This window comes from Aeromonas sp. 25-AL00135, from assembly GCF_054052385.1.
On sequence record NZ_JBSTYQ010000004.1, the window covers coordinates 148,941 to 175,655 of the forward strand.

Annotated in this window: 27 protein-coding genes; 17 read left to right on the forward strand and 10 right to left on the reverse strand. The window is 60.6% G+C overall.

Features of this window, described 5'->3' with window-relative positions; translation table 11 throughout:
* Nucleotides 1-30: 30 nt before the first annotated feature.
* The 4 genes from ACW5XC_RS04850 to ACW5XC_RS04865 all read left to right on the forward strand — a co-directional run bounded on the left by ACW5XC_RS04850 (nucleotide 31) and on the right by ACW5XC_RS04865 (nucleotide 4,654).
* Nucleotides 31-1,250 (forward strand): IS3 family transposase gene (locus ACW5XC_RS04850; protein ID WP_456516095.1). Its coding sequence is split into 2 segments (ribosomal slippage): nucleotides 31-379 and nucleotides 379-1,250, totalling 1,221 coding nucleotides; the frame shifts between segments, so codons are not numbered across the junction.
* Between the two features lie 100 nt (nucleotides 1,251-1,350).
* Nucleotides 1,351-2,106, forward strand: coding sequence for a substrate-binding periplasmic protein (locus ACW5XC_RS04855; RefSeq protein ID WP_042053957.1), 756 nt, complete (start codon nucleotides 1,351-1,353; stop codon nucleotides 2,104-2,106).
* A 374-nt stretch (nucleotides 2,107-2,480) separates the two neighbouring features.
* On the forward strand, nucleotides 2,481-3,824 hold the full coding sequence (locus ACW5XC_RS04860; RefSeq protein WP_005337916.1) for an anaerobic C4-dicarboxylate transporter: 1,344 nt from the start codon (nucleotides 2,481-2,483) through the stop codon (nucleotides 3,822-3,824).
* Nucleotides 3,825-3,997: 173 nt separating this feature from the next.
* Nucleotides 3,998-4,654 (forward strand): Dph6-related ATP pyrophosphatase, encoded by a 657-nt coding sequence (locus tag ACW5XC_RS04865; protein WP_042053958.1) that lies wholly within the window; start codon nucleotides 3,998-4,000, stop codon nucleotides 4,652-4,654.
* A 138-nt stretch (nucleotides 4,655-4,792) separates the two neighbouring features.
* On the opposite strand, the gene ACW5XC_RS04870 is transcribed toward ACW5XC_RS04865, so the two are convergent.
* Nucleotides 4,793-5,932, reverse strand: coding sequence for a M20 family metallopeptidase (locus ACW5XC_RS04870; protein WP_042053960.1), 1,140 nt, complete (start codon nucleotides 5,930-5,932; stop codon nucleotides 4,793-4,795).
* A gap of 134 nt (nucleotides 5,933-6,066) precedes the next feature.
* Nucleotides 6,067-7,443, reverse strand: coding sequence for a C4-dicarboxylate transporter DcuC (dcuC, locus tag ACW5XC_RS04875; protein ID WP_042053962.1), 1,377 nt, complete (start codon nucleotides 7,441-7,443; stop codon nucleotides 6,067-6,069).
* Between the two features lie 285 nt (nucleotides 7,444-7,728).
* Between dcuC and ACW5XC_RS04880 the strand changes: the two genes are divergently transcribed.
* The 8 genes from ACW5XC_RS04880 (at nucleotide 7,729) to ACW5XC_RS04915 (ending at nucleotide 15,083) form a co-directional block, all read left to right on the forward strand.
* Nucleotides 7,729-8,043: a hypothetical protein gene (locus tag ACW5XC_RS04880; protein WP_005337929.1), complete on the forward strand. Its 315-nt coding sequence runs from the start codon at nucleotides 7,729-7,731 to the stop codon at nucleotides 8,041-8,043.
* A gap of 319 nt (nucleotides 8,044-8,362) precedes the next feature.
* On the forward strand, nucleotides 8,363-8,713 hold the full coding sequence (locus tag ACW5XC_RS04885; protein WP_005337930.1) for an ArsC family reductase: 351 nt from the start codon (nucleotides 8,363-8,365) through the stop codon (nucleotides 8,711-8,713).
* Between the two features lie 19 nt (nucleotides 8,714-8,732).
* Nucleotides 8,733-9,860, forward strand: a complete 1,128-nt coding sequence (gene dapE / locus ACW5XC_RS04890) for a succinyl-diaminopimelate desuccinylase (RefSeq protein ID WP_042053963.1) — start codon at nucleotides 8,733-8,735, stop codon at nucleotides 9,858-9,860.
* Nucleotides 9,857-10,546: a M15 family metallopeptidase gene (locus ACW5XC_RS04895; protein WP_042053964.1), complete on the forward strand. Its 690-nt coding sequence runs from the start codon at nucleotides 9,857-9,859 to the stop codon at nucleotides 10,544-10,546. Before dapE ends, ACW5XC_RS04895 begins: the two co-directional genes overlap by 4 nt.
* Nucleotides 10,543-10,689, forward strand: a complete 147-nt coding sequence (locus ACW5XC_RS04900) for a hypothetical protein (protein WP_005337933.1) — start codon at nucleotides 10,543-10,545, stop codon at nucleotides 10,687-10,689. The genes ACW5XC_RS04895 and ACW5XC_RS04900 overlap by 4 nt, the downstream gene beginning before the upstream one ends.
* 280 nt (nucleotides 10,690-10,969) lie before the next feature.
* Nucleotides 10,970-12,697: a potassium/proton antiporter gene (locus ACW5XC_RS04905; protein ID WP_042053965.1), complete on the forward strand. Its 1,728-nt coding sequence runs from the start codon at nucleotides 10,970-10,972 to the stop codon at nucleotides 12,695-12,697.
* Between the two features lie 43 nt (nucleotides 12,698-12,740).
* On the forward strand, nucleotides 12,741-13,844 hold the full coding sequence (locus ACW5XC_RS04910) for a beta-N-acetylglucosaminidase domain-containing protein (protein ID WP_042053967.1): 1,104 nt from the start codon (nucleotides 12,741-12,743) through the stop codon (nucleotides 13,842-13,844).
* A gap of 30 nt (nucleotides 13,845-13,874) precedes the next feature.
* Entirely contained in the window at nucleotides 13,875-15,083 is a 1,209-nt protein-coding gene (locus ACW5XC_RS04915; protein WP_042053968.1) for a cation:proton antiporter, read from the forward strand.
* Between the two features lie 73 nt (nucleotides 15,084-15,156).
* Here the strand turns inward: ACW5XC_RS04915 and ACW5XC_RS04920 are convergent, their stop codons facing one another.
* Complete coding sequence (locus ACW5XC_RS04920) at nucleotides 15,157-15,789, reverse strand: LysE family translocator (RefSeq protein WP_042053970.1); 633 nt, start codon at nucleotides 15,787-15,789, stop codon at nucleotides 15,157-15,159.
* Nucleotides 15,790-16,021: 232 nt separating this feature from the next.
* On the opposite strand from ACW5XC_RS04920, the gene ACW5XC_RS04925 reads away from it, so the two are divergent.
* The 3 genes from ACW5XC_RS04925 to ACW5XC_RS04935 all read left to right on the forward strand — a co-directional run bounded on the left by ACW5XC_RS04925 (nucleotide 16,022) and on the right by ACW5XC_RS04935 (nucleotide 18,643).
* Nucleotides 16,022-17,644 carry a methyl-accepting chemotaxis protein gene (locus ACW5XC_RS04925; RefSeq protein WP_042053971.1) on the forward strand — a complete coding sequence of 541 codons (1,623 nt, stop codon included), beginning with the start codon at nucleotides 16,022-16,024 and terminating at the stop codon, nucleotides 17,642-17,644.
* A gap of 175 nt (nucleotides 17,645-17,819) precedes the next feature.
* The gene (locus ACW5XC_RS04930; RefSeq protein WP_042053974.1) at nucleotides 17,820-18,350 is read left to right on the forward strand and encodes a DUF1523 family protein; all 531 of its coding nucleotides are present in this window, start codon (nucleotides 17,820-17,822) and stop codon (nucleotides 18,348-18,350) included.
* The gene (locus ACW5XC_RS04935; RefSeq protein WP_042053975.1) at nucleotides 18,347-18,643 is read left to right on the forward strand and encodes a winged helix-turn-helix domain-containing protein; all 297 of its coding nucleotides are present in this window, start codon (nucleotides 18,347-18,349) and stop codon (nucleotides 18,641-18,643) included. Before ACW5XC_RS04930 ends, ACW5XC_RS04935 begins: the two co-directional genes overlap by 4 nt.
* Nucleotides 18,644-18,728: 85 nt before the next feature.
* On the opposite strand, the gene ACW5XC_RS04940 is transcribed toward ACW5XC_RS04935, so the two are convergent.
* Together ACW5XC_RS04940 and rihA are read right to left on the reverse strand one after the other, a co-directional pair.
* Nucleotides 18,729-19,199, reverse strand: coding sequence for a hypothetical protein (locus tag ACW5XC_RS04940; protein WP_042053976.1), 471 nt, complete (start codon nucleotides 19,197-19,199; stop codon nucleotides 18,729-18,731).
* Between the two features lie 34 nt (nucleotides 19,200-19,233).
* A complete protein-coding gene (rihA, locus tag ACW5XC_RS04945) occupies nucleotides 19,234-20,169 on the reverse strand; it encodes a pyrimidine-specific ribonucleoside hydrolase RihA (protein WP_042053978.1) in 936 nt (311 codons plus the stop codon).
* A 239-nt stretch (nucleotides 20,170-20,408) separates the two neighbouring features.
* On the opposite strand from rihA, the gene ACW5XC_RS04950 reads away from it, so the two are divergent.
* Nucleotides 20,409-21,104, forward strand: coding sequence for an RluA family pseudouridine synthase (locus ACW5XC_RS04950; RefSeq protein ID WP_042053979.1), 696 nt, complete (start codon nucleotides 20,409-20,411; stop codon nucleotides 21,102-21,104).
* Between the two features lie 153 nt (nucleotides 21,105-21,257).
* Here the strand turns inward: ACW5XC_RS04950 and udp are convergent, their stop codons facing one another.
* Nucleotides 21,258-22,013, reverse strand: coding sequence for a uridine phosphorylase (gene udp, locus ACW5XC_RS04955; RefSeq protein WP_005337975.1), 756 nt, complete (start codon nucleotides 22,011-22,013; stop codon nucleotides 21,258-21,260).
* A 382-nt stretch (nucleotides 22,014-22,395) separates the two neighbouring features.
* Between udp and yiaY the strand changes: the two genes are divergently transcribed.
* A complete protein-coding gene (yiaY, locus tag ACW5XC_RS04960; protein ID WP_005359322.1) occupies nucleotides 22,396-23,547 on the forward strand; it encodes an L-threonine dehydrogenase in 1,152 nt (383 codons plus the stop codon).
* Between the two features lie 49 nt (nucleotides 23,548-23,596).
* Here the strand turns inward: yiaY and ACW5XC_RS04965 are convergent, their stop codons facing one another.
* Genes ACW5XC_RS04965 through ACW5XC_RS04980 form a run of 4 tightly spaced genes read right to left on the reverse strand, consistent with a single transcriptional unit; the run spans nucleotide 23,597 to nucleotide 26,698 of the window.
* A complete protein-coding gene (locus tag ACW5XC_RS04965; protein ID WP_042053981.1) occupies nucleotides 23,597-24,982 on the reverse strand; it encodes a vWA domain-containing protein in 1,386 nt (461 codons plus the stop codon).
* Nucleotides 24,982-25,416, reverse strand: a complete 435-nt coding sequence (locus ACW5XC_RS04970) for a pilus assembly protein FlpK (RefSeq protein ID WP_321969350.1) — start codon at nucleotides 25,414-25,416, stop codon at nucleotides 24,982-24,984. Before ACW5XC_RS04970 ends, ACW5XC_RS04965 begins: the two co-directional genes overlap by 1 nt.
* 53 nt (nucleotides 25,417-25,469) lie before the next feature.
* The gene (locus ACW5XC_RS04975; RefSeq protein ID WP_042053984.1) at nucleotides 25,470-25,943 is read right to left on the reverse strand and encodes a TadE/TadG family type IV pilus assembly protein; all 474 of its coding nucleotides are present in this window, start codon (nucleotides 25,941-25,943) and stop codon (nucleotides 25,470-25,472) included.
* Nucleotides 25,940-26,698 carry a tetratricopeptide repeat protein gene (locus ACW5XC_RS04980; RefSeq protein WP_110302836.1) on the reverse strand — a complete coding sequence of 253 codons (759 nt, stop codon included), beginning with the start codon at nucleotides 26,696-26,698 and terminating at the stop codon, nucleotides 25,940-25,942. Before ACW5XC_RS04980 ends, ACW5XC_RS04975 begins: the two co-directional genes overlap by 4 nt.
* Between the last annotated feature and the right edge of the window lie 17 nt (nucleotides 26,699-26,715).

The following is a 26,715-nucleotide window of genomic DNA, read 5'->3' on the forward strand; positions in this document are numbered from 1 at the left end:
ACACCATCCCCCAAATAAATGGAGAACCCGATGGGACAAGGTGTGAAACGGACACAGCGCGATTACTCGCTGACTTTTAAACTGGCGCTGGTCGAGCAGATTGAAAAAGGCGAGCTCACCTACAAACAGGCTCAGGTGCGTTATGGCATTCAGGGCCGCTCCACCGTTCTGGTATGGTTGCGTAAACATGGTCGGCAAGATTGGAGCCAGGGGGCTTCTGTACGTGCCGGCAGGAGCATCACCATGCCTGACCCCGACAACCAGACGCCCGAGCAGCGTATCAAGGAACTCGAGCAACAGCTGGCGCGGATGAGTCAGAAAGCCCAGTTCTTTGAGGCCGTCGTCGATGTACTGAAGAATGACTACGGCGTCTCCATCGTAAAAAAGCGACCCGGCAAGTCCTCTCGCAGCGGCAAGTCGAGAAGCTGACCATCGTCAGGGCTTGCCTGTTTCTGGGGATAAGCCGGCAGGCTTACTACAAGCGCAATCGGGTCGCCGACGAGCGCCATGCACAGGGATTGCAGGTGGTGCGCTTTATGCGTCAGGTTCGACTGCGACAACCTCGGGTGGGCACTCGCAAGCTGCATTATCTGCTGCAGGGGCAGGATGATGGCGGGCTCAAGGTCGGGCGGGACAGGCTGTTTCGGATATCGGCCGAGCACCGCCTGCTGGTGCTGCCCAGACGGGCGTATCACAAGACCACCCACAGTTTTCACCGTTTCTACCGTCATCCCAACTTGCTCAAGGCTGGGCCAGAGCAGGTTACGCCGGTGGCCCCGGAGCAGGTCTGGGTCGCAGATATCACCTATCTGCCAGCCAGGAGCGGGCCGCTGTACCTGAGCCTGGTGACGGATGCGTACTCACGCAAGATAGTAGGCCACCACGTACACGAAGGAATGCATGCCGAGTCGGTGGCGATGGCGTTCAAGAAAGCACTGAAGCAACGGTGTGGCAGAGGGGAGCTAATCCATCACTCAGACCGCGGCGTGCAGTATTGCTCGAGGCTGTATCAGTCATTACATGAACGGTACGGGGTGAAATGTTCGATGACGGATGGGTATGACTGTTACCAGAATGCGTTGGCGGAGCGGGTGAACGGGATTTTGAAAGGAGAGTTGTTGTTGCAAAGCCCGCAGGATTTGACGCAAGCGCGGGAAATGGTGCGTGAAGCGGTGGATATTTACAACGCGGAGCGGCCGCATCATGCGTTGAAATACAGAACCCCCGATGCAGTACATCGGGGGGTTTGAGTGGAGCAAAGCTAGCCGAAAATGTGTAAACCTACTTCAGGACTAGACACACCGTTATGGGTGATACTCAGGATCAACCGGCACAAGGAACTCGTCGCCTATGGGATATCGCCTGCTGCTCTCGCTATTGCTGTCCTGCATGCCTGTTCAACTGTGGGCCGAGCCTGTTCGGCTGACCACCCTGGAGTGGCCCCCCTACACCAGCCAGAGCCTGCCCGATGGCGGCCTCACCGGTCATATCGTCAAACGCGCCTTTGCCGAAGCGGGACTGGAGGTGACATTCGACTTCTACCCCTGGCAGCGGGCGGTGCGCCTGGCGGCCGACCCGACCCAGCCTTATAGCGGCTATTTTCCCGAGTACCTCTCCGACACCCTGCCCACTCTGTGGCGCAGCTCCCCCAGCGTAGGCGACAGCGTGCTGGGCATGGCGCAGCGCTCAGGCCCCCCCATCCCCTGGCAGCAGCTCACGGATCTCGCCTCCTACCGGATCGGCGTGGTGGAGGGGTACGTCAACACCCGTGAATTCGATGCCCTGATGGCCAGCAAGCGCCTCAACACTGCCGCCGTCGATGCAGACCTGCTCAACCTGCGCAAATTGCAGCGCGACCGGCTCGATCTGGCGGTGATCGACCGGGATGTCTTCCACTGGCTCATCAACCATGATCGCAAGCTGATAAGCGCCGGATTGCTGTTTCACCCGAAGATCCTCGAACACAAGAGCCTGCACATCATGTTTCGTCCCGATCAACAGGCGTTGCAGCAACGGGTGGCACAGGCCATTGCCAGATTGGATATTGCCAAGCTGAGCGAGGATTATCAGCGCCGCTATCTGCAGCAAGCACCTGCGGCCAAGTGAGCCAACCCGCTGAAGTCAGCCCTTGCTGGCAAAAATAGCCTGAGCGCTGGCTTTTTCACCCTCTTCTGCCGCAATCGAGCCCTTTTTATGCCCCTCCCCTGCAGCCCTGTTGCCAAACTGTGCTGCCACCATGACTACCCAATGGCTTGGCCCCGAGTGATACCACCCGGTGACAAAAATGATGTTTTTGTTAGTACGTGGTTTTTAAGTGGTTTAATCAAAAATTCATCGAGTTATTGAAGTAACTCAATTTTTTCACTTTTTCAGGGGAGCAGAATAACAACTAACCCTTTTGGGCTAAATAAAACAGACAATGACAATTCATGGTTCAGGCTACCCGCGGCAATATGGGTTGAATCACACGAGGTAACGGAATGATCTTGATGGAATTTTTGGTGGTACTCGGCTGCTTGCTGCTGGGTACCCGCTTTGGGGGTATGGGACTCGGTCTCATCAGTGGTATCGGTCTCTTCCTGCTGACCTTCGTCTTCGGCCTGGTGCCTGGCGAACCGCCTGTTCAGGTAATGCTGACCATTCTGGCGGTGATCGGCTGTGCCGCCACCCTGCAGACTGCCGGTGGCCTCAACCTGATGATGCAAGTGGCCGAGCGTCTGCTGCGCCGTCACCCGCAATACATCACTATCCTGGCGCCGCTCACGACCTGGACCCTCACCTTCCTGTGCGGTACCGGCCACGTGGTCTACACCATGTTCCCCATCATCGCTGACATCGCGCTGCAGAAGAACATCCGTCCCGAGCGCCCGATGGCTGTCGCCTCCGTTGCCTCCCAGATGGCGATCTGCGCCTCCCCGGTCTCCGTTGCCGTGGTCTCCATGGTCTCCATTCTGGCGGCCGGTCACGGTATCGGTCAGGCTTACGGCCTGCTCGACATCCTGATGATCGCCATCCCCTCCTCCCTGACCGGTGTCATCGTGGCAGCCCTGTGGAGCCTGCGTCGCGGCAAGGATCTGGACAAGGACGAAGAGTTCCAGGCCAAGATCAAAGACCCGGAGCAGCGTGCCTTCATCTACGGCGGTGGTGAAACCCTGCTCAATACCAAGTTCCCGAAAGAGGCCTACTGGTCTACCTGGATCTTCTTCGCCGCCATCGCTGCCGTGGTATTGCTCGGCGCCAACGAAGGTCTGCGTCCGGTGTTCACCATCAAGGACAAGACCGGCCCGCTCTCCATGAACCTGGTGATCCAGATGATGATGCTGATCGCCGGTGCCATCATCCTGATGCGCTGCAAGGTCAAGCCGGGCGAGATTGCCAACGGCGCCGTCTTCAAGGCAGGTATGGTCGCCATCTTCTCCGTATTCGGGGTGGCATGGATGAGTGAGACTTTCTTCCAGGCTCACATGCCCCTGCTCAAAGAGACCCTGGCCCATGTGGTACAGGCCCAGCCCTGGACCTACGCCCTGGTGCTGTTCCTTATCTCCAAGCTGGTAAACAGCCAGGCCGCAGCCCTCACCGCCATCGCCCCCATGGGTCTGGCTCTGGGTGTGGAGCCGAAACTGCTGATCGCCTTCCTGCCGGCGAGCTACGGCTACTTCGTGCTGCCGACCTACCCGAGCGATCTGGCCTGTATCGGTTTCGACCGCTCCGGCACCACCCGCATCGGCAAGTTCATCATCAACCACAGCTTCATCATTCCGGGGCTGATCGGGGTGGTGACCTCCTGCTCGCTGGGCTTTATCCTCACCAGCATCCTGCTCTAATCGCAGTCGCGTTTACCACGCGATTGCAATACAGGCCCCCGCTTCGGGGGCCTGCTTTTTTCCCGCTCTGTGACCCCAACCCTTTCCCCGCCGCCATTTCCGGACACAATGCCTTTACCTCTGCCCACGCCGCTGGGTAGCATGCCCCCTCGTTCACCATTGGAATCTCATCCATGTCTCGCGTCATCCTGCTCTGGAGCGGTGGCAAAGATGCCATGCTGGCCCTCTGTCATGCCCGCCAAGCGGGCTATCAGGTGGTGGCACTGGCCACCTTTGCCCCGCCAGAGCCCCGATTTCTCGCTCATCCTTTGCCGCTGGTGCGCCGTCAGGCGGAAGCCCTCGGGCTGCCCCATCTGCTGGTCACCATAGAGGCGCCGTTCGATCTCGGTTATGAGCGGGCACTGGCACGGCTCAAGGAGGAGTGGCAACTCGATGGCGTAGTCACCGGCGATATCGACAGCGTGGGCGGTGCGCCTAACTGGATCCGCGAACGCTGCCAGCCGCTGGGGCTCACCGTCCACACCCCGCTCTGGCAGCAATCTCGTCAAGCCTTGCTGGCGGATATGCTGGCCCGCGGCATCGTCGCCCACCTCTCCTGCGTCGATACCCGGGTGCTGGCTCCCGAGTGGACTGGGCGTACCCTCGATGCCGCCACCCTCGTGGAATTACAGCAACTGGCCGAGCGCGAGGGCTTCGATGCCTGCGGCGAGCAGGGGGAGTACCACACCATGGTGACTGACGGCCCGGGCTTTGCCGCCCCACTGCGCCTCGATGGCTGGCAGGTGGCGCGGCAGGATCATCTGGCCTATCTGACCGAGCCACAGGGGTAACGGCCTCAGGCCATCTGGCCCGCTCACTTAGCGCGCGAAAAATCGAGATAAAAAAACGGGAGGCAACAGCCTCCCGTTTGGATTTGAGCGGACCAGTTTTGAGCAGGCCATGACGACCCGAACAAGGGATAAACCAGCTTATTTCGCCAGCTTGCCCAGCACCCGTTGCAGCAGGCGGATGCGCGGCTCGATGCTATCGAGCAGCAGGAATTCCGCCTCCGAGTGGAAGCCACCGCCCATGGGGCCGAAGCCATCCAGCGACGGCACGCCCGCCGCTGCGGTAAAGTTGGCATCCGAGCCGCCACCGGCCTCCAGCCAGTTGAAGGTGATCCCCTCCTCTTTCGCAGCCGCCTCCACCAGCGCCATCACGGCCTCGGTGTCGCCACTCGGGCGCATCGCCGGCTTGAAGGTCTGGCGATCCACCTCGACCCGACAACCCGCGAGGAAGGGATTGTTGGCCATAAAGGTGAGCCGGTCGTGTACCGCTGCAGCCTCTTCGTTGCTCCAGAAGCGCAAATCCACGATCGCCTCGGCAAAATCCGGCACCACGTTGACGCCAGTGCCGCCCTGTACCACGCCGACGTTCATGGTGGTGCCCGTGGTCATGTTGACCTGTTCGTTGATGGCCAGCACCCAATGAGCGAGTTCTGTGATGGCAGAGACCCCTTCGGTGAGGGCCGAACCGGCGTGGGAGGCCTTGCCGTGGAAGGTGATGCGGTACTTGGCATTGCCCTTGCGGGCGCTGATGAGATCCCCGTTGGGACGGGCTGCCTCGGCCACCAGCACGCAGCCGCTCTGTTTGGCCTTCTCCACCAGCCAATCTTTCGACCAGGGGGAGCCAATCTCTTCGTCGCAGTTGTAGCAGACCAGCACCTTGAGCTTGGCAAGCAATGCCGGATCCATCTCTTTGAGTGCATACCAGATAGAGAGCAGGCCGCTCTTCATGTCCGAGACGCCGGGACCAAAGGCTTGATTGCCTTCGATTTTCAGCGGGCGCTTGGCCGCCGTCCCCTCGGGGAAGACGGTATCCATGTGGCCGCACAGCATCACATCGTAGTGATCGGCACCCGGCGCATTGGTGATCTCGAGGCAGGGGCCGCACTCGGCAGCAAACTGGTGGCGAGTCACCTGCCAGCCGATGGCCTCATATTTCTCGGTCATGATGTCGGCCACTTTCGCCACCCCGGCCGGGGTGCGAGTACCGCAATCGAGGTTGATGAGCGGGGCCAGATCGGCCAGATAGCTATCGAGGGAAAACGGGCTCTTTACAACTGTCATTATCTTCTCCATGCAACAATCAGCATTGATGGCCGATCGTCTATTGCAACAATGCGACACAGTGAGAAAAAGGCGGGCAGCCATGCCACCCGCCCGACCGGTAAATTCCAAACACCACTACATAACCCACATCACTACATAAACAGCAGATAGTTGAGGGTCAACGCCGTCACCAGCGCCCCCGCCATCGGCACGCAGGTGCGTTTGACCACGGTAAAGGGCGATACCTTGGCAATCCCCGCACAGGCGATCAGCACAGCCGCGATGGGGGAGACGGTACGGCCGATACTGGAAGCGAGCTGCATCGGCAGCAGCATGGTCACCGCAGGTACGCCAAACTTGGCCGCCACCGCCGGTGCCAGGGTCGAGAAGCTGAGGAACGCCGCATTGCCGGAGCCCATGATGACCGCCGCTACCATGATCAGCGCCACCATCACAAGGGTCATCAGACCGCTGCCGATACCGGCATTGCTGGCAGAGTGCAGCAGGGTGTCGATGGCACCGATGGCCTTGAGGGATTCAGCAAACAGCTCGGCACAGACGATGAGCGCCACCACGGGGCCAAACACCTTGCCCATACCGTCGAGGAAGCTCGACAGCCCGGCAAAAGCGGTACGCACCGAGCGACTACGCAGCAGCTCGCACAGCATGCCGATAAAGACCGACAGCAGCATGGCCACCTCCACGCTCATCTTGATGTCGCTCACCAGCAGCTTGGAGAAGGTCATCATCAGCACGAAGGGGATGATCGGCAGCAGGGCATACCAGGTGGGCGCCTGCACGCTCTCGGTGCCCTGTTCGTCCAGCTCGGCGTGATCGCCGCGATGGAGCGCCGGATCCCAGCCATCCTTGCGATCGCAGTGACGCTGCCAGAAGAAGTGCAGCACCATGGTCACCAGCAGCATGGGGGCCACCAGCCAGATCTGGTAGTCGACAAAATAGCTGGTCGGATCCATGCCGGATTGACCGGCGGAGAAGATGGCGTTGGTCTGGGTCGGGCCAATTTCAAACGCCTGTGAGGTGGCGATGACGCCACAGGCGGAGGCCGGGCTGATACCGAGGTTGCGCATCACTGGATACATGGTGACCATCAACAGCAGGCCAAGGCCGGTGGCGGAGGTGACGAACAGGGAGACGAATACCGCCACCAGATAACAGATGGAGAGCATCAGGTAGCTGGACTGGATGCCCGCCACCGGTTTGACCGCCACCCGCACCAGCGCCTGGGAGGCTCCGATATGAGACATATAGGTGGCAAAACCCGCCACCGCCATGATGGTGAGGCCGAGGCCCGCCGCACGGTAGGAGAAGATCCCCTTGAACACTTCGAACAGGTCGAACAGGGCGAAGCCGGTGCTCTTGTCAGCGGGGAGAATGGGGTGCAGCCCCAACCAGTAGGCCACTGCAAAAATGGCCATGCCCGCCAGCGCCAGCACCGCCTGCGGGTTGTAATCCTTGATGATGCCGTAGACCACAGCGACCAGAACGAGCAAGACGAATAAAAGTTCCAATATTCACTCCTGATAAATTTATCGAAGAGCGAAATCTAGTGATCTGACCACTGTTTGCCTTTGATCCCTATCAATAAAGGTGCCGTCACCGTGATTCATTAGCATAATATGTCGGCCATGTAACAATTTTTCGTTATTTCAACTACCGAAAAACCTTTATCACCCCATATCCGGGAATTGTGTGACGCGACTCCCCTCTTTTTTGCGTTGGATCAACATCTGACGGCGCCGAAGTGGCGAAGATGCGCTTCGACATATAGCGACCATTTCGCGCCGGAGAGAGTTATGACAAGCCAAGCCACCGCAGGTGCTTCGACCTGCGACTACAAGCTGTGGGACATCCTCGTCGAGTCTGCAAAGGAACGCACTACCATTCGTTACTCCAAACTGGCCAAGCAGGCCGGGCTGGAGCAGTGCCAGGATGAACTGCGCACCCTGCTGCAACGCATCCGCATGTACTGCACCGAAAACAACCTGCCGATCCTCTCCGCCATCGTGGTGGACGACGTGGGCAAATACACTGGCCTCTCTTCCAGCCTGCCTGATGCACCCTGGGAACGGGCCCGGGTCTTTGACCATGAGTGGACCACCCTGCACTGATTGAGGTGCTTGATGATGCCAACCAAAACGCGCCCGCTGGCGCGTTTTGGCTATCTGGCGTTTGCCCTTTCTCTTTTTCTCCTGCAATAGCGGCTCTTCTCCCGCAATACCCAACCCCATCGGGCACGCCAGCCCCACTGCTTCTGACCTTGTGCTCAAAATCGCCGTTCAGGTGTGACCAGTTCCGGTAAAACCCGCGAGCCGGACCATCGGCGTTGCCATGGGATTGCCACAATGCCAGAATCGGGCCCTTGCACTGCGTTGATTCGGATTTTCGGGACGCGGCCCACGGCCAGCGCCCACAAGAGAAGGACTCCCCATGGCCATCACCCTCTATGGCATCAAGAACTGCGACACCATCAAGAAAGCCCGCAAGTGGCTGGATGAGGCCGGTATCGACTACCGCTTTCACGACCACCGCGCCGACGGCCTGAATCCGGACGATCTGGACAGCTGGCTGGCAAAACTCGGCTGGGAAGCCCTGCTCAACAGCCGCGGCACCACCTTCCGCGCCCTGCCGGATGAGGCCAAACAGGGGCTCGATACCGCCAAGGCACGCGCCCTGCTGCTGGAACATCCGGCCATGATCAAGCGCCCGCTGCTGGATCGTGACGGCGAACTGACTCTGGGTTTCAAGGCTGATCACTACCAATCCCTCTTCTCCCGTTAAGGACAACTAAGGACAACTGATGTCGGATGTCATCGCACTGGCCAAGGATCTGATCCGTCGCCCCTCCGTTACCCCCCTCGATGAAGGGTGTCAAACCCTGATGGCGGAGCGCCTCGCCAGGATCGGGTTCGTTATCGAGCCCATGGTGTTTGAGGACACCACCAACCTCTGGGCCCGCCGTGGCAGCGAGGGGCCACTGTTCTGCTTCGCCGGCCACACCGACGTGGTGCCCGCTGGGCCGCTGGACAAATGGCACACTCCGCCGTTCGAGCCGACCATCAAGGATGGCGTGCTCTATGGGCGCGGCGCCGCCGACATGAAGGGCTCGCTGGCTGCCATGGTGGTGGCGGTCGAGCGCTTCGTGGCCGAGCATCCGGATCACACCGGGTCCATCGCCTTTCTCATCACCTCCGATGAAGAGGGGCCCTTTATCAATGGCACCACCCGGGTGATCGACACCCTGGAGGCCCGCAACGAGAAGATCCGCTGGTGCATCGTCGGTGAACCCTCCTCCACTGCCGTGGTCGGAGATGTGGTGAAGAACGGCCGCCGCGGCTCCATCACAGGTGATCTGCTGGTGCGCGGGGTGCAGGGCCATGTCGCCTATCCCCATCTGGCTGACAACCCCATTCACAAAGCCGCGCCAACGCTGGCGGAACTCGCCACCACCGTGTGGGATGAGGGCAACGCCTACTTCCCCCCCACCAGCTTCCAGATCGCCAACATCTCGGCCGGCACCGGCGCCTCCAACGTCATTCCGGGCGAGCTGCAGGTCCAGTTCAACTTCCGCTTCAGTACCGAACTGACCGACATGGATATCCGTGAGCGGGTCGAAGCGCTGCTGGATAAACATGGCCTCGATTATCAGCTGAGCTGGACCCTCTCCGGCCAGCCGTTCCTCACCGACACCGGCGCGCTGCTCGATGCCGCCGTGGCGGCCATCGAGGCGGTAAACGGTCAGCGACCGGCCCTGCTCACCACCGGCGGCACCTCCGACGGGCGCTTTATCGCCCCCACCGGCGCCGAGGTGATTGAGCTTGGCCCCGTCAATGCCACCATTCACAAGGTGAACGAGTGCGTGAAGGCGGACGATCTGGATCTGCTGGCCGACATGTATCAAGGGGTGCTGGAGCGACTGCTGGCATGACGCAGGAACAACTGCTGGGGCTCGACGAGAGCCACCTTATTCTGGTGGGACGCGGCCCCCATCGGCTGACCGCCGCTACCGCGGCGGCCTTCAACGACATGCAGGTGGCGGCCGCCTATGAGGGATTCAACCTGCAGGCGGCCTCCAGCTGGCGCAGCTTCGAGCGCCAGCTCGCCATCTGGAATGGCAAGTGGCGCGGCGAACGGCCGCTGCTCGATGCCAACAGTCAGCCCATCGATGCCCTGCAACTAAGCGAGGTGGAGCGGCTGCACGCCATCCTGCGCTGGAGCGCCCTGCCCGGCACCAGCCGTCACCACTGGGGGACCGATCTCGATATCTACGACCCGGACTGCCTGCCTGCCGACACCAAACTGGCACTGGAGCCGTGGGAGTATGAAGCCGGGGGCTGGTTTGCGGATCTCAGCGAGTGGCTCAGCGACCATATGAGCGACTTCGGCTTCTTCCTCCCTTATGCCAAGCCGGTCGGGGCAGAGAGCGGGGTCGCCTACGAGCCTTGGCATATCAGCTTCTCGCTGGAGTCCAATGAGCAGCGACTCGATCCCGCGGCACTGGCGCTTTGCCTGCAACAGGCGGATATTGAAGGCAAGTCGACCATATTGGCCAACCTTGATGAAATTTTGGCCCGTTATGTCACCACCTGTCCTGACGAAAGGAAAATCCCATGAATCTCTGGCTGTGGATAGGGTTGCCGCTGCTGTTCCTGCTCGGGCTGTTTCTCAATGCCATCAAAGACATGAAACGGCTGGAGAAGCAGTTGCCCAACTACAAGGACAAGATCCGCGAAGTGAAGGATGACGAGGACGACTGAATCCCGCCCCCATCCCGTGGGGAGCGCCCTTGTGCTCCCCTCTCCCTCTGCTGTGCCGTTTCGCTTTTCCCCGCCCTCTCCTCCCTGCGCATCCTGAAATCGACGCTCCTTTGACTCCGCTTTCGTTAACCCCGTCACTGTCAGAATATGGCGCGGCCATGCTGAAAAAAGGGATGAAAAATGTAAGAAAGTGCAAATTGATGCACAAATAAGCCACACAAGGGGGGCCTAACTGCATATAATGTGCCTACTTTGCACATTACCAGGAAGGAGTTCGCCCTTGGATGCCGCTACCATCAACAGTTTCTTTTTTGTCGCTGCCCTGTTGGTGGGAGCCAGCGTACTGTTGAGCGCCCTCTCTTCCCGCCTCGGTATTCCCATTCTGGTTATCTTCCTCGCCGTCGGCATGCTGGCCGGTGAGGATGGCCCAGGTGGTATCCACTTCGCTGACTACTCCATCGCCTATCTGGTGGGCAACCTGGCGCTCGCCATCATTCTGCTCGACGGCGGCATGCGCACCCGGGTCTCCTCGTTCCGGGTGGCGCTCTGGCCTGCCTTGTCGCTGGCGACGGTCGGGGTGGCTATCACCACCGGCCTGACGGGGCTCGCCGCTGCCTGGCTGTTTGACCTCAACCTGATGCAGGGGATGCTGATCGGCGCCATCGTCGGCTCCACCGATGCGGCGGCGGTCTTCTCCCTGCTTGGCGGGCGCAGCCTCAACGAGCGGGTGAGCGCGACGCTGGAGATAGAGTCAGGCAGCAACGACCCCATGGCGGTGTTTCTCACCGTCACCCTCATCGAGGTGCTCGCCACCGCCCAGCAAGGGCTGGATGGGGGCTTCCTGCTGCTGCAACTGGTCAAGCAGTTCGGTCTTGGCGCCGGGATCGGCCTTGGCGGCGGCTGGCTGCTGTGGCGCCTCATCAACACAGCCCGTCTGGCGCCGGGGCTCTATCCGCTGCTCACCGTCAGCGGTGGCCTGCTGATCTTCGCCCTCACCACTGCGGTCGGTGGCAGCGGCATTCTCGCCATCTATCTCACCGGTCTGTTGCTCGGCAACCTCGCCCTGCGCAGTCGCAGCACCACATTGTCGGTGCTGGATGGCCTGACCTGGCTCAGCCAGATCGGCATGTTTCTGGTGCTGGGGCTGCTCGCCTCCCCCCACAAGCTGCTGCCCATCGCCCTGCCCGCGCTGGCGCTGGCGATGTGGATGATCCTGTTTGCCCGCCCGGTGTCGGTCTGGATCGGGCTGCTGCCGTTCAAGAACTTCGCCCCCCGCGAGCGCTGGTTTATCTCCTGGGTTGGCCTGCGCGGCGCCGTGCCCATCATTCTGGCGGTCTTCCCCATGATGGCGGGACTGCCCAACGCCCAGCTCTACTTCAACGTCGCCTTCTTCGTGGTGCTGGTTTCGCTGATTTTGCAGGGCAGCTCGCTGCCGCTGGCATCAAAACTGGCGCGGGTGGAGGTACCGGCACCGCCGTCGCCCATCAACCGCTCCGGGCTCGAGATCGATCTCGACAGCCAGTGGGAGACCTTCGTCTACCAGCTGGGGGAGGAGAAGTGGTGCATCGGCTCGCCACTGCGGGATCTGCAGATGCCCGCCGGCACCCGGATCTGCGCCCTGTTTCGTGGCCGCGAGCTGCTCCACCCCTCGGGCAGTACCTGTCTGCAGGCGGACGATATCCTTTGCGTCATCGGTCACGAACGTGACCTCCCCGCCCTCGGCCAGCTGTTCAGTCAAGCGCCGGAGCAGGATCTCGGCCCCCGCTTCTTCGGTGACTTCCTGCTGGAAGCGACGGCACGGCTGGTGGATCTCGCCCCTCTCTATGGGCTGGATGTGAGCGAGGTGGCGGATCAGACACTGGGCGATTTTATTGCCAACCAGTTGGGCGATAATCTGGTGGTCGGTGACCACATCGAATGGCAGGGCCTGATCTGGACCGTGGCCGAAATGGACGAGAGCGTACCAAGCAAGATCGGGGTGCGCTTTCAGGAAGAGGACCCGGTCTGACCGACCGTCCCGTATCAAGTCCCCAGCAAGAAGGGAGAGAGTTATGCCATATCAAAGTTTGCTGTCCGGCCCCCTGCCCCCCGCTGCCAATCTGGGGGTCATTGAAGGCTTTTTTGGCAAGGGATGGAGCTGGCAGGCCCGCGCCCGCTACGCCCAGTGGCTGCCACGCCACGGTTACGGTTTCTATATCTATGCACCAAAAGAGGATGGCTATCTGCGCAAGCATTGGGCCCTCCCCTGGCCCGAGCAGCAACTGGCCGATCTCGCCGAGCTGGCGCGCCAGTGCCGCGCCAACGGGCTCGCCTTCGGGGTGGGCTTGAGCCCCATGGGGGCTCATCACGACTACGATCGCAAACGCTCGGCGCTGCTTGAGAAAGTGCGCCTCATCGACGAGATGCTCCAGCCCGATATTCTGGCGGTGCTGTTTGACGATATGAAGGGGGATACCCCGGACCTGGCCCGTCACCAGCTCACCATCGCCCACGATATCGCGGCCCACAGCAAGGCAAGCCGCCTCATCTTCTGCCCCAGCTACTACTCGACCGATCCGGTGCTGGAGAAGGTGTTTGGCGCCATGCCTCCCCGCTATCTGGAGGAGCTTGGCGAGCAGCTCGATCGCCGTTTCGAGATCTTCTGGACCGGCCCCAAGGTCTGCTCCAGCGAATATCCGGCCAGTCACCTCAAGCAGGTGAACGAACTGCTCGGCCGCAAGCCCTTCCTGTGGGACAACTACCCGGTTAACGATGGCAGCAAGGCGAGCAGCTACCTGCACCTGCGCGCCTTCGAGAACCGCCCCGCCGAGCTGGCGGAGCTGGTCTCTGGCCACGCGGTCAACCCGATGAAACAGGCGGCGCTGTCGGCCCTGCCCCTCGCTACCCTGCCGATGAGCTACCGACTCGGCAAGCAGTACGACCCCGACAAGGCGCTGCATGCCGCCCTCAACGCCACCTGCGGCCCGCAGATCTCGGCGATGATCGAGGCCGACCTGCCGCTGTTTCAGGATCTGGGGCTGGCACAGCTCACCTCCGAGCAGATTGCCGCTCTCAAGGCGCGCTATCTGCCGTTTCGCGACCAATCCTGCGTCGACGAAATCGTGCGCTGGCTGGACGGGGAGTATGTGTTCGATCCCGACTGCCTGACCGATTAAACCGCCCCTGCGGGGCAGAAAGGAGGTTGTATGGATGCACACCTGCTTTACCAGAATCTGGCGGTGATCGCCGCCTTCTTGCTGATCTACAGCCTGATCGCGGGGCGCTTCGAGTCAAAACTGGTCAACGGCCCCCTGCTCTTTCTGCTGACCGGCTGGTTGCTGGGGCCGGGAGGGCTTGAGCTGCTCTCCCTCTCTATCGACAGCGCCGGCATCAAGCTGCTGGCCGAGCTGACGCTGGTTATCGTGCTGTTCAACGATGCCGCCAACACCAACTGGCAGGTGCTGCTGGCCAACCGCCAGCTGCCCATCCGCCTGCTGCTGATTGGCCTGCCCCTCACCCTGCTTTGTGGCGCCCTGTTTGGCCACTGGATTTTCCCCGACCTACCACTGCTGGAGATGGCGATCCTCTCCACCATTCTTGCCCCCACCGATGCGGCGCTCGGCAAGGCGGTGGTCAGTAACCCCGCGGTGCCTGCACCGGTGCGTGAAGGGCTCAATCAGGAGAGCGGCCTCAACGACGGCATCTGCGTGCCTGTGCTGCTTCTGCTGCTGGCCCTTATCGCCCCCACAGAGCAGCACGCAGGCACCGCCACCCTGGCTATCACCCTGATGCTGGAGGAGATCAGCATTGGCCTGCTGGTCGCCTTCGTGCTGACCAGTCTCACCATCCGGCTGCTGAAGATCTCCTATCTCAATGGCTGGCAACTGCCACTCTGGCGTCAGCTCACCATGCCGGGGCTGGCCCTGCTCTGCTTTGCGCTGGCCCAGACGCTGGGTGGCAGCGGCTTTATCGCCGCCTTTGTCGGTGGCCTCTTTATCGGCCACCGCCTCGGCGAGCACAAGCACGCCTATATGGACAGCTGCGAAGGCTACGGCGACCTGCTCTCCGTGGTGATCTGGATGGTGTTTGGCGCGACCCTTATGCCCATTCTGCCGGAGCTGCTGCACTGGCAATACTGGCTCTATGCCATTGCCAGCCTCACCCTGCTGCGGATAGTGCCGGTTTGGCTGAGCCTCATCGGCACCGGCCTCAAGCCCGAGCTCAAGCTCTTTATCGGCTGGTTCGGGCCGCGGGGCCTTGCCAGCATCGTCTTTGCGGTGATGGTGCTGCAAAACGAGCCCTCCCTGATTGGCCAGCGCCCCATCATCGCCACCGTGCTCTGCACTATCATATTGAGCGTCATCCTGCACGGCCTCACCGCCAACCCCTGGGTCGAGCGTTTCAAGCCTCGCTGAGCCACCCGGCGCCCATAAAAAATGCCACCGATCGGTGGCATTTTTCTTTTGTGGCGAAGGTCACTGACAGCTCTTACCCGAGCGCCAGCCAGACTCCCACCCCCAGCATCAGAGTACCGGCGATGCGGTTCATCAGGGTGATGTTGCCGCTCTTGGCGAGGAAGTGGCGCAAAGTGCGGCCACCGCTGGCGTAGAGCAACAGGCAGGAGAACTCGATGACCAGGATCAGCGCCACCAGCGCGCTGATCTGCGGCGCCATCGGCTTGTCGGCAGAGATAAAGGGGGGCAGCAAGGAGATCATGAAGGCCCACCCTTTGGGGTTGGCGATAGCGGTGACGAAACCCTGCACCGCCAGACCCATGGCGCTGGTCTGTTGACCGGCCGAGAGATCCGCCGGAATGGCCATCTTCCCCTTGGCCTGCCACATCTGGATGCCGAGCCACACCAGATAGGCGCCCCCCACATATTTGAAGGCGGCGAAGATCCCCGGATAGTTGAGCATGATGGCTGCCACCCCGATCACCGACAGCACCGATACCAGCCCGACGCCGATCAGCTCCCCCCACATCATGTGCAGGGTACGGCGCACCCCCAGGCTCATCCCCAGGGTCATCGACAGGGTCATGCACATGCCGGGGGTCACCGAAACAAAGAAAAAGGTCGGGATAAACAGAGCCAGAATGGCCGGATCGATCCAGCTGGACACAACACACCTCCATATGACGAGAGCGGGAAATCACGAAAACGGGACAGGATTGACACAACCCAGCCAGTTGTACCACATATTCAGGGGATAAAGCGCTCAATCATGCCTAAATGGCTCCTTTCTCACAAGAAAAAACCTTTTCTTCAGCACATTTCAGCAATAAAAGCCTGTGACAGCTCCTGACGTGCATGTGTAATATGTCGGCTCCTCCAATTCCGGATTAGAGCCATTTATGTCATTGAATAATCTATCAATACGTGTCCAGGTCTTGATACCTTTGCTGCTGGCCAGCCTGCTGATGATGGTGATGATCACCATCAGCAAGCAGGGTCTGGATGAAGCCATCAATGACATAGATGAGACGACCCAGAGCGTGGTCCAAAACAAGGACGATATTGCCAAACTGATCCACGCCACCTACCGGCTGCGCACCAGCGCCATCTATGGCCTCTACGATGCCAAGCTGTTTGCCGCTCTGCCCGCAAACCTCAACAGCGCCGAGCAGGAGATCAACGCCATCCTCGGCCGTCTGGTGCTCCCCGGTGCCGAGCAGGATAACCGTCAGGTCGCTGCCGCCCTGCAGGCCTATCTCAGCCATACCCGCAGCAACATGCTGCCGCTGCTGGCGCAAAAACATCAGGGTGGCGGCGATCCGGTCGCCTACGAGGCGGCCCGCCTCCATTTCCGCGAGCTGGGTGAACAGCTGATCAAACAGATCGACAGCATGTCGGCCCACATCAACCAGCTGATCCAGCAAGAGCTGGCCGAAGAGCAGGCCCACTACGACGCCACCCTGCTGCGTACCCTGCTGCTCACCGCCGGTACCCTGCTGGCGGCGCTGATCTGTGGCTGGGTCCTCTCCGGGCGCATCGTCAGCCCCATCAGTCAGCTACAAGAGGTGATGCACGCCGTGGCGCAAGGGCGCTTCAACGTGCGCGCCAAAGCGGAAGGCAACAACGAGCTGACCCGTCTGGCCAAAGATATCAACCTCACTCTGGGGCAACTTGGTAGCACCATCGAGAACCTGACCGGGATCAGCAACAGCGTCGCCTCCGCCGCCACCGAGCTGGCCGCCGTGATGACCCAGTCCGAGGCCAATGCAAAGCAGCAGCACAGCGAGATCGAACAGGTCGCCTCCGCCGTGACCGAACTCTCCAGCACCGCTGACAATGTCAACCACAATGCCGCCATCGCCGACGAGCTGGCGCGGGATGCCAATGGCCGGGTCGAACAGGGGCTCGCTCTCTTTACCGAAAGCATCGCCGCCAACAGCCGGATGGCAGGCAGTCTGGAAGATGCCGCCGCCATCGTGGCTCAGCTCAAATCCCAGTCCGAGCAGATCGGCAAGGTAATTGAAGTGATTCAGGGGATCTCCGAGCAGACCAACCTGCTGGCGCTCAATGCCGCCATCGAAGCGGCCCGTGCCGGTGAAACGGGGCGTGGTTTTGCGGTGGTGGCCGACGAGGTGAGAATGCTGGCAGCCCGTACCCAGGACTCCACCAAGGAGATCCAGGCCATCATCGAGCGGCTGCAGAGCCAGTCCCAATCCGCCAACAACGGCGTACAGGAGACTCTGGAGATCCTCAGCCATAACCAGCGCTTGTCCGCTCAGGTGCAGGATCTGCTAAGCGGCATTACCGGTGCCGTGCGCCAGATCAACGACGCCAACGCCCAGGTGGCCACCGCCGCCGAGGAGCAGTCCTGCGTTACCGCCGACATCAACCGCAACATCACCAATATTCACGAGATCGTGAGCCAGAGCTCCGCCGGCATCAGCCAGAGCGCCAGTGCCAGCAACGAGCTCTCCCAGCTCGCCGAGCAGCAACGCAAGCAGCTGGCCCAATTCCAGCTGTAAGCGCACAAAGTGAACCAGACAAAAAGGCCCGCAAGGGCCTTTCTTGTTGATGGAGCAATGGCTTTGTCTCTGTTTTAAACGCCATTTTTTGGCTTGTGGCGCCATAAGGGGCTGGGCTGCCCTGTCAAATATCGGTATGGTAGAGGCACGTTACTCCCCCTCACGTGAGCACACCATGAGCCTGAGATTCAAGAAACCCGCTTTTATCGCCCTGGGGCTCATCGCCCTCATTTCCGCCGCCTGGCTCGACTACTACCTGCCGGAGCACACCATCGCCACCATCACCGGGGTCGAGGTGAAGCGTACCGACAAGGATGGCCCCATCAGCCAGAAAAACCCGGCTGACGGCCCCACCACCGACGTCTATTACATCTACACCGAGCGCCCCGGCGAGAAGATCCGGGTGTTTCGCAATGAAGATACCGAGTGGGGCTGGCCCTTCTACTTCAAGTTCAACGCCGCCGACGTGCAGGCCAAGGCCAAGTCGATGGAGTTTGAAAAGCGTCTGGCCATCATTACTTCCTACGGCTGGCGCATCAACATGTTCTCCATGTTCCCCAACGTCACCAAGATTGAGAGTACCGAGCCTGATGCTTCCACCTGGAGCTTCTTCCGCTGGTTCTGGTTCGGCCTCTGGGCACTGGTGATGGGCAAGGCAGCCATCGCAACCTGGCGCTACTTCGATCGTCTTGAGGACGAGCTATGAGCGAGCCGAGCAAGACCCGCACCAGCTTCTACCGGCGGCTCTACGTGGCCTGGCTGATCAGCCAGGGCACAGATACGGTGCCCGCCATCATGGAGGCAACCGGCATGCCGCGCCGCACCGCGCAAGATACCCTGAGCGCGCTAGCCGAACTCGATATCAGCTGCGCCTTCGAGCAGACCGAGGGGGCTCGCCACCTGCAGGGACACTACCGCATCAGAGACTGGGGTCCCATCAATCCGGCGTGGATCAAGGCTCAACTGCCGCTTATCAAAGAGACGTTGAGCTATCCCTGATCAGAGCGCTAAGCAACAATAAAAAAGAGGGGCCAGCCGACAAGGCTGGCCCCTCTTTTTTCAGGCCGATGGCATGACAGGTGCCCTACTCGGGCATGGCCGAATCCTCAAGCTCCTCGTCAGACTCGCCGCGGGTGCAGTCGATGATGGAGCGCTTGGGGTTATTGGGATCGCGCAAAAGCAGAGGGGCAGAGCCCTCGTTGTGCTTCTGCTCGTCGCTAAACTCGCTGCCGTAGGCGTTGTGGGTCAGCCGGCGGGCGTTGGCGATGGGGGTATCGACAAAGAGGGCGTGCACTTCGAAGCTGGAGGCAGGCACGATAAAACCGACCACCGGCAAGCCGTGCAGCTCCTCGTGCACCTTGTACCAGGCAAAGCCGTCGCTCACCTTGTAGGGGGTGTAGTTGTTGAGCTGCAGGTTGGCTGGCCGTCCCGTCTCACCGTCGATATAGAGATCGTTAAAATCACAGGTCGCCAGCCCCTGCCACATCCGCTCGAATGGCGTCGCGCAGCCTGTCAGTTGCAACCCGGCCAGCAGCGCCAACCCTGTCTTCCACATTCCCTGCCCCTTCTTGCAAAAAGTGAATCGGCCCTCAGCCAAAGGCCCGCAGCCGCTCGACCAGCAGATCAATAAAACCTGCCCGATCCAGCCCCAGCAACACCAGCGCATTGGCTGGTTTGCCGGAGAGACCATAGCGGTCCACCACCGTCATCCCCACGGTATGCTCACCCCGGGTCTCGATATCCACCCGGCACTCCACGCCATGGAACAGGGCGGGATTGAGCAACCAGGCAATGGTACAGGGGTCATGCAGCGGCGCGCCAGCAAATCCCCACTTGGGGTCCCGATGGTAGATCATGAAAAAATCGAGCAGACCGGCCACACACTGGGCCACCGGATTGGTGATAGCGCGTACCCGTTCGATATCCTCGTCCATTACCTGCGCCTCGTGGGTCACATCGAGGCCGCACATGGTGATGGGGATGCCCGACTTGAAGACCATATCGGCCGCTTCCGGGTCCACATAAATATTGAATTCCGCCGCTGGTGTCCAGTTGCCGGCCCCTGCGGCGCCCCCCATCAGCACGATGCGGGCGATCTTGCTCTTTAGCTCGGGGTGAGCCGCCAGCAGCAGGGCGATATTGGTGAGCGGGCCGGTCGGCACCAGAGTCACGGGCTCCAGGCTCTCGCGCAGAGATCTGGCAATCAGTTCGATCCCCGTCATCGCTTGCGGGGCAAAAGCGGGATCCGGCAGTTTGGGGCCATCGAGACCCGATTCGCCATGGACGTTGTCGGCGATGATAAGCTCGCGGGCCAGCGGTTTCGGCGCCCCGGCCGCCACCGGAATATCGTCGCGCCCCAGCAAGGTGAGGATGCGCAGGGCATTGTTGAGGGTCTTGTCCGGGGTCTGGTTGCCCGCGCTGGTGGTCACCGCCAGCACCTTCAGTTCAGGACTGGCCAGCGCCAGAATCAGGGCGATGGCGTCGTCGTGGCCGGGATCACAATCGAGAATAACGGGCAGTGCCATGGAGAGACTCCTTACAACATAAAAGGGAGCCCTACCTTAGCAAGCTCGCAGCGGCTGAACTCGGGAGGGGGTCACAAAACGGTTCCTGATTTTTTTCAATCAGTTACCTTCGCGCTGTCACAGCCGGCCAGCAGCAGGCCGCAACGAGGGGATGGTGTGGCGAGCGTATCCGCTACGCCGATTCGCGCCTTACCCGCCACTTGGGTATGATGGCCCCCCGTTTTCTGCCCGTGTGCCCTATGTCCGTTATCGTCGACACCTTTATCGCCCCGCCCTGCAAGGCCGCCATCGAGATCCTGTTCGAAGATGAGAATCTGCTGCTCATCAACAAGCCGAGCGGCCTGCTGAGCCTGTCGGGCAAGAATCCGCAAAACCTCGACTCGGTGCACTATCGCCTGGTGCAGGATTACCCCGGCTGTACCCTGGTGCATCGCCTCGACTTCGGCACTTCTGGCATCATGGTGGTGGCCAGAAACAAGGCCATCAATGCCCTGCTCTGCCAGCAATTCAGCCAGCGGGCGGTGAGCAAGGCCTACAGCGCCCTGCTCTGTGGCCATCTGATTGACGACGAAGGGCTTATCGATGCCCCCATCGCCAAGGATCCGGTCCTCTTTCCGCTGCTGAAGATCTGCGCCGCCAGCGGCAAACCCGCTCGCTCCCGCTATCAGGTAGTTGAGCGGCTGGAGCAGCAGATGCAGGGGCAGACCGTGCCTTTGACCCGGGTACGACTGCTGCCGGAGACCGGCCGCACCCATCAGCTGCGGATCCACAGCCAGCTGCTGGGCCACCCCATCCTCGGTTGCGATCTCTATGGTGGCCTGCTGCCGCCTGGCTGCGAACAGGCACCGCGGCTGATGCTGCATGCCAGCGAGCTGGATTTTGCTCATCCGGTGAGCGGCGAGCCGATGCAGATCCGCTGTGCAGCGCCTTTTTAGGGGCAATAGGTAGAGGCAGCAAGCAGAGACAACCAGCGCGAGTGCGACGGGATCAGTGAAAGGGGTGACGGAAGAGGAAAAGCGGTAAACGGCAGATAAAGATAGGGGCCGCGCTTTCGCAACGGCCCCCACCCCCCACTCTGTGTGGTGCTATCAGATCAGCTTGCGGGCAGCGCCCAGTACGATCTTGATGGCATCAGATTCGGTCTTCGCCATGGTCTCGGCGTTCGGGATCTCTTGCTGGGTACGGTTGACGATAACGCCAGCCACCATACCGGCACGCAGGCCCTGGCTGGAGCACATGGTCAGCAGGGTTGCAGATTCCATCTCATAGTTCAGCACGCCCATAGCTTGCCACTCTTTCATGGAACCCTGGAAACGGCTCACTACGCGGCCTGATACGGTGTCGTAACGCTCCTGCCCCGGGTAGAAGGTGTCAGAGGAGGCTGTCACACCGATGTGCAGCTTGGAGCCCATCTCTTTGGCGGTGTTCACCAGCGCGGTGGTGCAGTCGAAGTCGGCAACAGCCGGGAACTCCATCGGTGCAAAGTGCAGGCTGGCACCGTCGAGTCGCACGGAACCGGTGGTCACGATCACGTCACCCACGTTCAGGTGTGGCTGGATGGCACCGGTGGTGCCGATACGCAGGAAGGTGCGGATGCCCAGCTGGGCCAGCTCTTCTACCGCGATGGAGGTGGACGGGCCACCGATACCGGTAGAGCAGATGATCACGGCCTTGCCGTCCATCTCGCCGCGCCAGGTAGTGAATTCACGATGGCTGGCCAGGTGCACCGGGTTATCCAACAGCTCTGCGATACGCTTCACACGCTCGGGGTCACCGGGGACGATCGCCAGGGTGGCGCCTTGCAGATCCGCTTTCTTCAAACCCAAGTGAAATACATCAGACATAGTGGACTCCTGGTTGCCCCCTGCCAGCATGGTCAGGGCACAAGTTAAGATGATTCTTTATGATACTTTCAAGCCTTTACCCCCCTCTTCGGGGAGGCGCCAACTATGGTCGAAAGCGCTTTCCAATTCCTTGAAGCGCCTCACACTTCCACGCATTGACAGTGACAAACACTGCGCAAAACGTTTGCTAACTCAATGAAATAATTGACAAACGTTTTTCTGCAAATCGAGTCAGATGCGAGAAAGTCAAGCCTGGTTCAGCGCTTAATTAACGACTCGTGATCGACCCCGTAAAGTTGTAAACAAGATGCTTTTGTATCCCTTTCTAGATGGTAGCCTAGCTCTTAACTACCACTTAATGGCTAACTATAGGAAGTCCATCATGGCTACATTCAAGTTCTATATTCCCGCTATCAACCTGATGGGTGCCGGCTGTCTGCAAGAGGCCGCCGCCGATATCAAGGGTTACGGCTATCGCAAGGCGCTGATCGTCACCGACAAAATCCTCAACCAGATCGGTGTGGTCGCCAAGCTCACCACCCTGCTGGCTGAACATGGTATTGAAAGCGCTGTTTTCGATGAGACCAAACCCAACCCCACCACCAGCAACGTCGAAGCGGGTCTGGCGATGATCAAGGCCAACGGCTGCGACTGTGTCATCTCGCTGGGTGGCGGCTCGCCCCACGACTGCGCCAAGGGCATCGCGCTGGTCGCCGCCAACGGTGGCAGCATCAAGGATTACGAAGGGGTGGATCGCTCCGCCAAGCCGCAGTTGCCGCTTATCGCCATCAACACCACCGCCGGTACCGCCTCCGAGATGACCCGCTTCTGCATCATCACCGACGAAGCGCGCCATGTGAAAATGGCCATCATCGACAAGCACGTTACCCCGCTGATGTCGGTCAACGATCCCGAGCTGATGCTGGCCAAGCCGGCCGGCCTCACCGCCGCCACCGGTATGGATGCCCTGACCCACGCCATCGAAGCCTATGTCTCCACCATCGCCACCCCGGTGACCGATGCCAGCGCCGTGATGGCCATCGAGCTGATCGCCAAGCACCTGCGCACCGCCGTTCACCACGGCGATGATCTGCACGCCCGCGAGCAGATGGCCTATGCCCAGTTCCTGGCCGGCATGGCCTTCAACAACGCAAGCCTGGGCTATGTGCACGCCATGGCCCACCAGCTGGGCGGTTTCTATGACCTGCCCCACGGTGTCTGTAACGCCGTGCTGCTGCCCCACGTTCAGGCGTTCAACGCCCAGGTGAGCGCGGCTCGTCTGAAGGATGTCGCCCGCTACATGGGGGTGGACGTGAGTGCCATGAGCGACGAACAGGGCGCCGCCGCTGCCATTGCCGCCATCAAGCAGCTGGCGCTGGATGTGAAGATCCCGGCCGGTCTGGAGCAGCTCGGCGTCAAGGCCGATGACTTCGATACCCTGGCCAGCAACGCCCTGAAAGATGCCTGCGGCTTCACCAACCCGAAACAGGCCAGCCACGAAGAGATCGTCGCCATCTTCCGCGCGGCGATGTGACCCTGTTAACACCTTGAATAGCGAGGGGCCGATCAGGCCCCTCTTTGCATTATTTCGTCAACACGACATCGTTGATGGAGCTCGCCAACCGGGTCAGCACAGTACGAATATTGCTTTTGGTTGCTTTGAAGGCCAGGGAGCGATCACTGGCACACTGGGCCACGAAACGGGTATCCCCTTCGAACGCCACCGTGTAGATCTGGATTCCCTTGCGTTTCATCTCCCGGCATAACAGCAACTGCTTGCGATCCCGCAATGCTGCCTCGGACCCCATGTGTTCCCCATCGGAAAACAGCACCATGATCTTGCGGTTATCCTGCAACCCATATGTGCGCGGCAAAGCTGCCGCCCCCTGCCGCCAGCGTCCCTGCCACTCTGGTGAAAGCAGCCGCCAACCCCACATCACCCCCTCTGCCGTGTTGGTATTGAATGCGGCATAGAGGGTATCAAGCGCCTGACGATAGTCGGCACGGGTCGCAAGATGAGGCTGGATCGGACTGACCCCGCAATCCGGATCATCGAAGATGCCGAGCTTGTCACGGCGGTTCTCCAGATAGCGGTCCAGCGGATTATCTTTGGGCGCAAAGGCCAGCAAGGGCGTCCCATCGCCATAACGGGCAATGGGGGGAGGCTTGGTGCTGTAAAAAAGATGGGGCCTCAGTTCATCCCGCGGGGCCTGCTCCAGTTTACGGATCCAGCCGGGCGTGACCTCTGCCACCCGATCGATACCATCAACATGTTCCGGCAATCTGGCACAGAATGCCTTGCGTTGACGCCCAGGCACCTCTCGCGACAACAGATTGAGCCAACCACGCTCCTCTGCGAGCGTCCGCAACCCGAAGGGAATTTCGATGCTTTCGGGATGAAACAGCTCGGGATGATCGCCGATATTGACCAGCCCGGTGGCGGGAATGATACTGACCACCCGATCCTGATTGCGCCGCTCGCGACCAAACAGCACCTCGCCAAACTCGACAAGGCCCTGCTTGATCGCCTTCATGGGTGCACCTGACATGGAATCGGAAATATCCAGCACCAGCGCGACTTCGATCCGGCTTCGTGCACTGCTGGCACGCGCAGCCGCCGCAATCGGCATCCCCTCCTCCCCTTCATCTATCGCCGAGAGATCCATCAGAGCGGGCACTTTTCCCTGCAAGATCACTTGCGCCCCCTGCTCTCCCTGGTTCAGGCGGGGAGTAGCCACCTGCAGGTTACGCCCGCTCAGATTGGCCTGCATCAGCGCCTGGGCATCTTGCAAGGCTGTATCGCTATCTGCCGCAGAGTAGATGACTGCATCGGCAGCGGCGCTGAGCAGACTCTGGCCGTTGTAACCGCGCACCAGCTCGATGGCGACCCCGGTCAGCGCCAATACCCCGACCAGCATCAATGCGAATGCCGGAGATAAGCCGCCACGCTGTTCAGACAATAGTGGCATCAGTGGATCTCCTGAATAAAGTGGGTGGTCAACGCACGATCGCCCCACAGGCGGCGAAACATGCCCCCCCCTTCCAAATCCGGACGATAGCAAAGGGTCACCCGCATCAAGGTGCCAACCCGCAGCGGCGGCCAATTGCCCTGCCCGGCACAGCCACTTCCCTGCAACAGCGGCAACAGTTCACCACTGGCGCTGTTGTACTGCTCTATGGTCAACGCCGCTTGCCCACCATGCAGAGCCGCCAGTTGCTGCTGCACAAATCCTTGATAAAACGCCAGCTGGGAAACTGCCGCCGCATCCTGCGTGACCCCTTGCTGGGTCACTATCTGCGTCACGTTATAGGCCACATTGTGCAACCGCTGTTCAAGGCGCAGCAGTTGCAATGCCTCGTTGCCAAAACTGAGCAGGGCCAACAGCGCGGGGATAAACAACATCGCCTCGATGCTGATACTCCCTCTGTTTTGTGCGGGTCGAGAGATGGTTCTGCTCATCCTGCACCACCTGCCGGCAACCGGTCAGTCAGCAACAACAAGGTGCTCTGATAACCCAGCTGGCGATCGGCCACCAGCCAGCTCGGGGTCAGCAGCAAACGGGGGCGAAGTCTGGCGGTCACCTCCAGCACGGGATCGGCGGGTACTCGGGTGTCACTGCCAGGATCCAGCCCCCCCTCTTGTTGTCCCAACATGGCTGCAAGTGACACATGATGCCTGACAGTCACCTCCACCCCGGCCAATTCACCGTGCCCTTGCTTGAGTAACCGCTCCCGAATAGCGCCAGCCAAGGGGATCCGCCCGGCGGCCGACTCGGCCTGCAGCTCCCGCAATGCAGCGCGAAGGCCATACTCCAGGGTGCTGTATTGCAGCTGTATCCGCAGCACATCCACCACCAGCAGCAACAACGCCAGCAGCAGTGGCAAGATGATCACCAGTTCGATGCTGGCCACGCCACGCTGATGATTCACACAGACTGCCCTCTGAGTTGCGCCTTGAGCAGCCGGATATCGTGTTCCAGCTGGCTGGCACTGAGAAAGCGCGACAGGATGAGGCGAGCCTGAGGTTCATTGCCCTCGGCCAGCAGCAGCAGGGCGTAGTTCATCTCCACCTGGGGTGGCAGGCTCTGATAATGCAGCAGCGGCTCGAAGGCCTGACGAGCTGCGACCCGGTTACCCTCCATCAGCCAGCCCAATGCCAGATTGCCGCGATAGTCAGGCTCATCCGGAGCAGCGGCTACCGCCGCCTCAAACAGCGCACGCCCTTTGGCAAACGCCCCCTGCCGCAGACTGGCTACCCCCAGCCCATTGCTGAGCCGGGCCCGTGCCAGCGGTGTCAGCTTCGGCAAGGCGAGTCCTTGACGATAAGCGGTTGCGGCCTCCTCCGTACGCCCATCATCGAGCAGGAACTTGCCCAGATAATTGGCCGCCTCCGGTGCCTGCTTGCCAGCGCGGTCGAGCAGCTGTTGCAGGCCATCGCGTGCGGCCTGCTTTTTATCTTGCTGATAACGGGTTCGCGCCAGCATCAGCTGCGCCTCTTCCAGCGAGGCATCACTGCTCAAGAGCGCCAGATAGAGGCGTTCCGCCTTCTCGTACTGGGCAGAATCAAAAGCAGCCTTGGCCACCGCCATGCCATTGCTTTGACTCTGCGCCGATGCATCACCATGGCTGCTGCATCCCGCCAGCAGAAGCAGCGAGATAAAAATGAGGTAATAGCTTGATTTCATATCCGATTCCATCACCT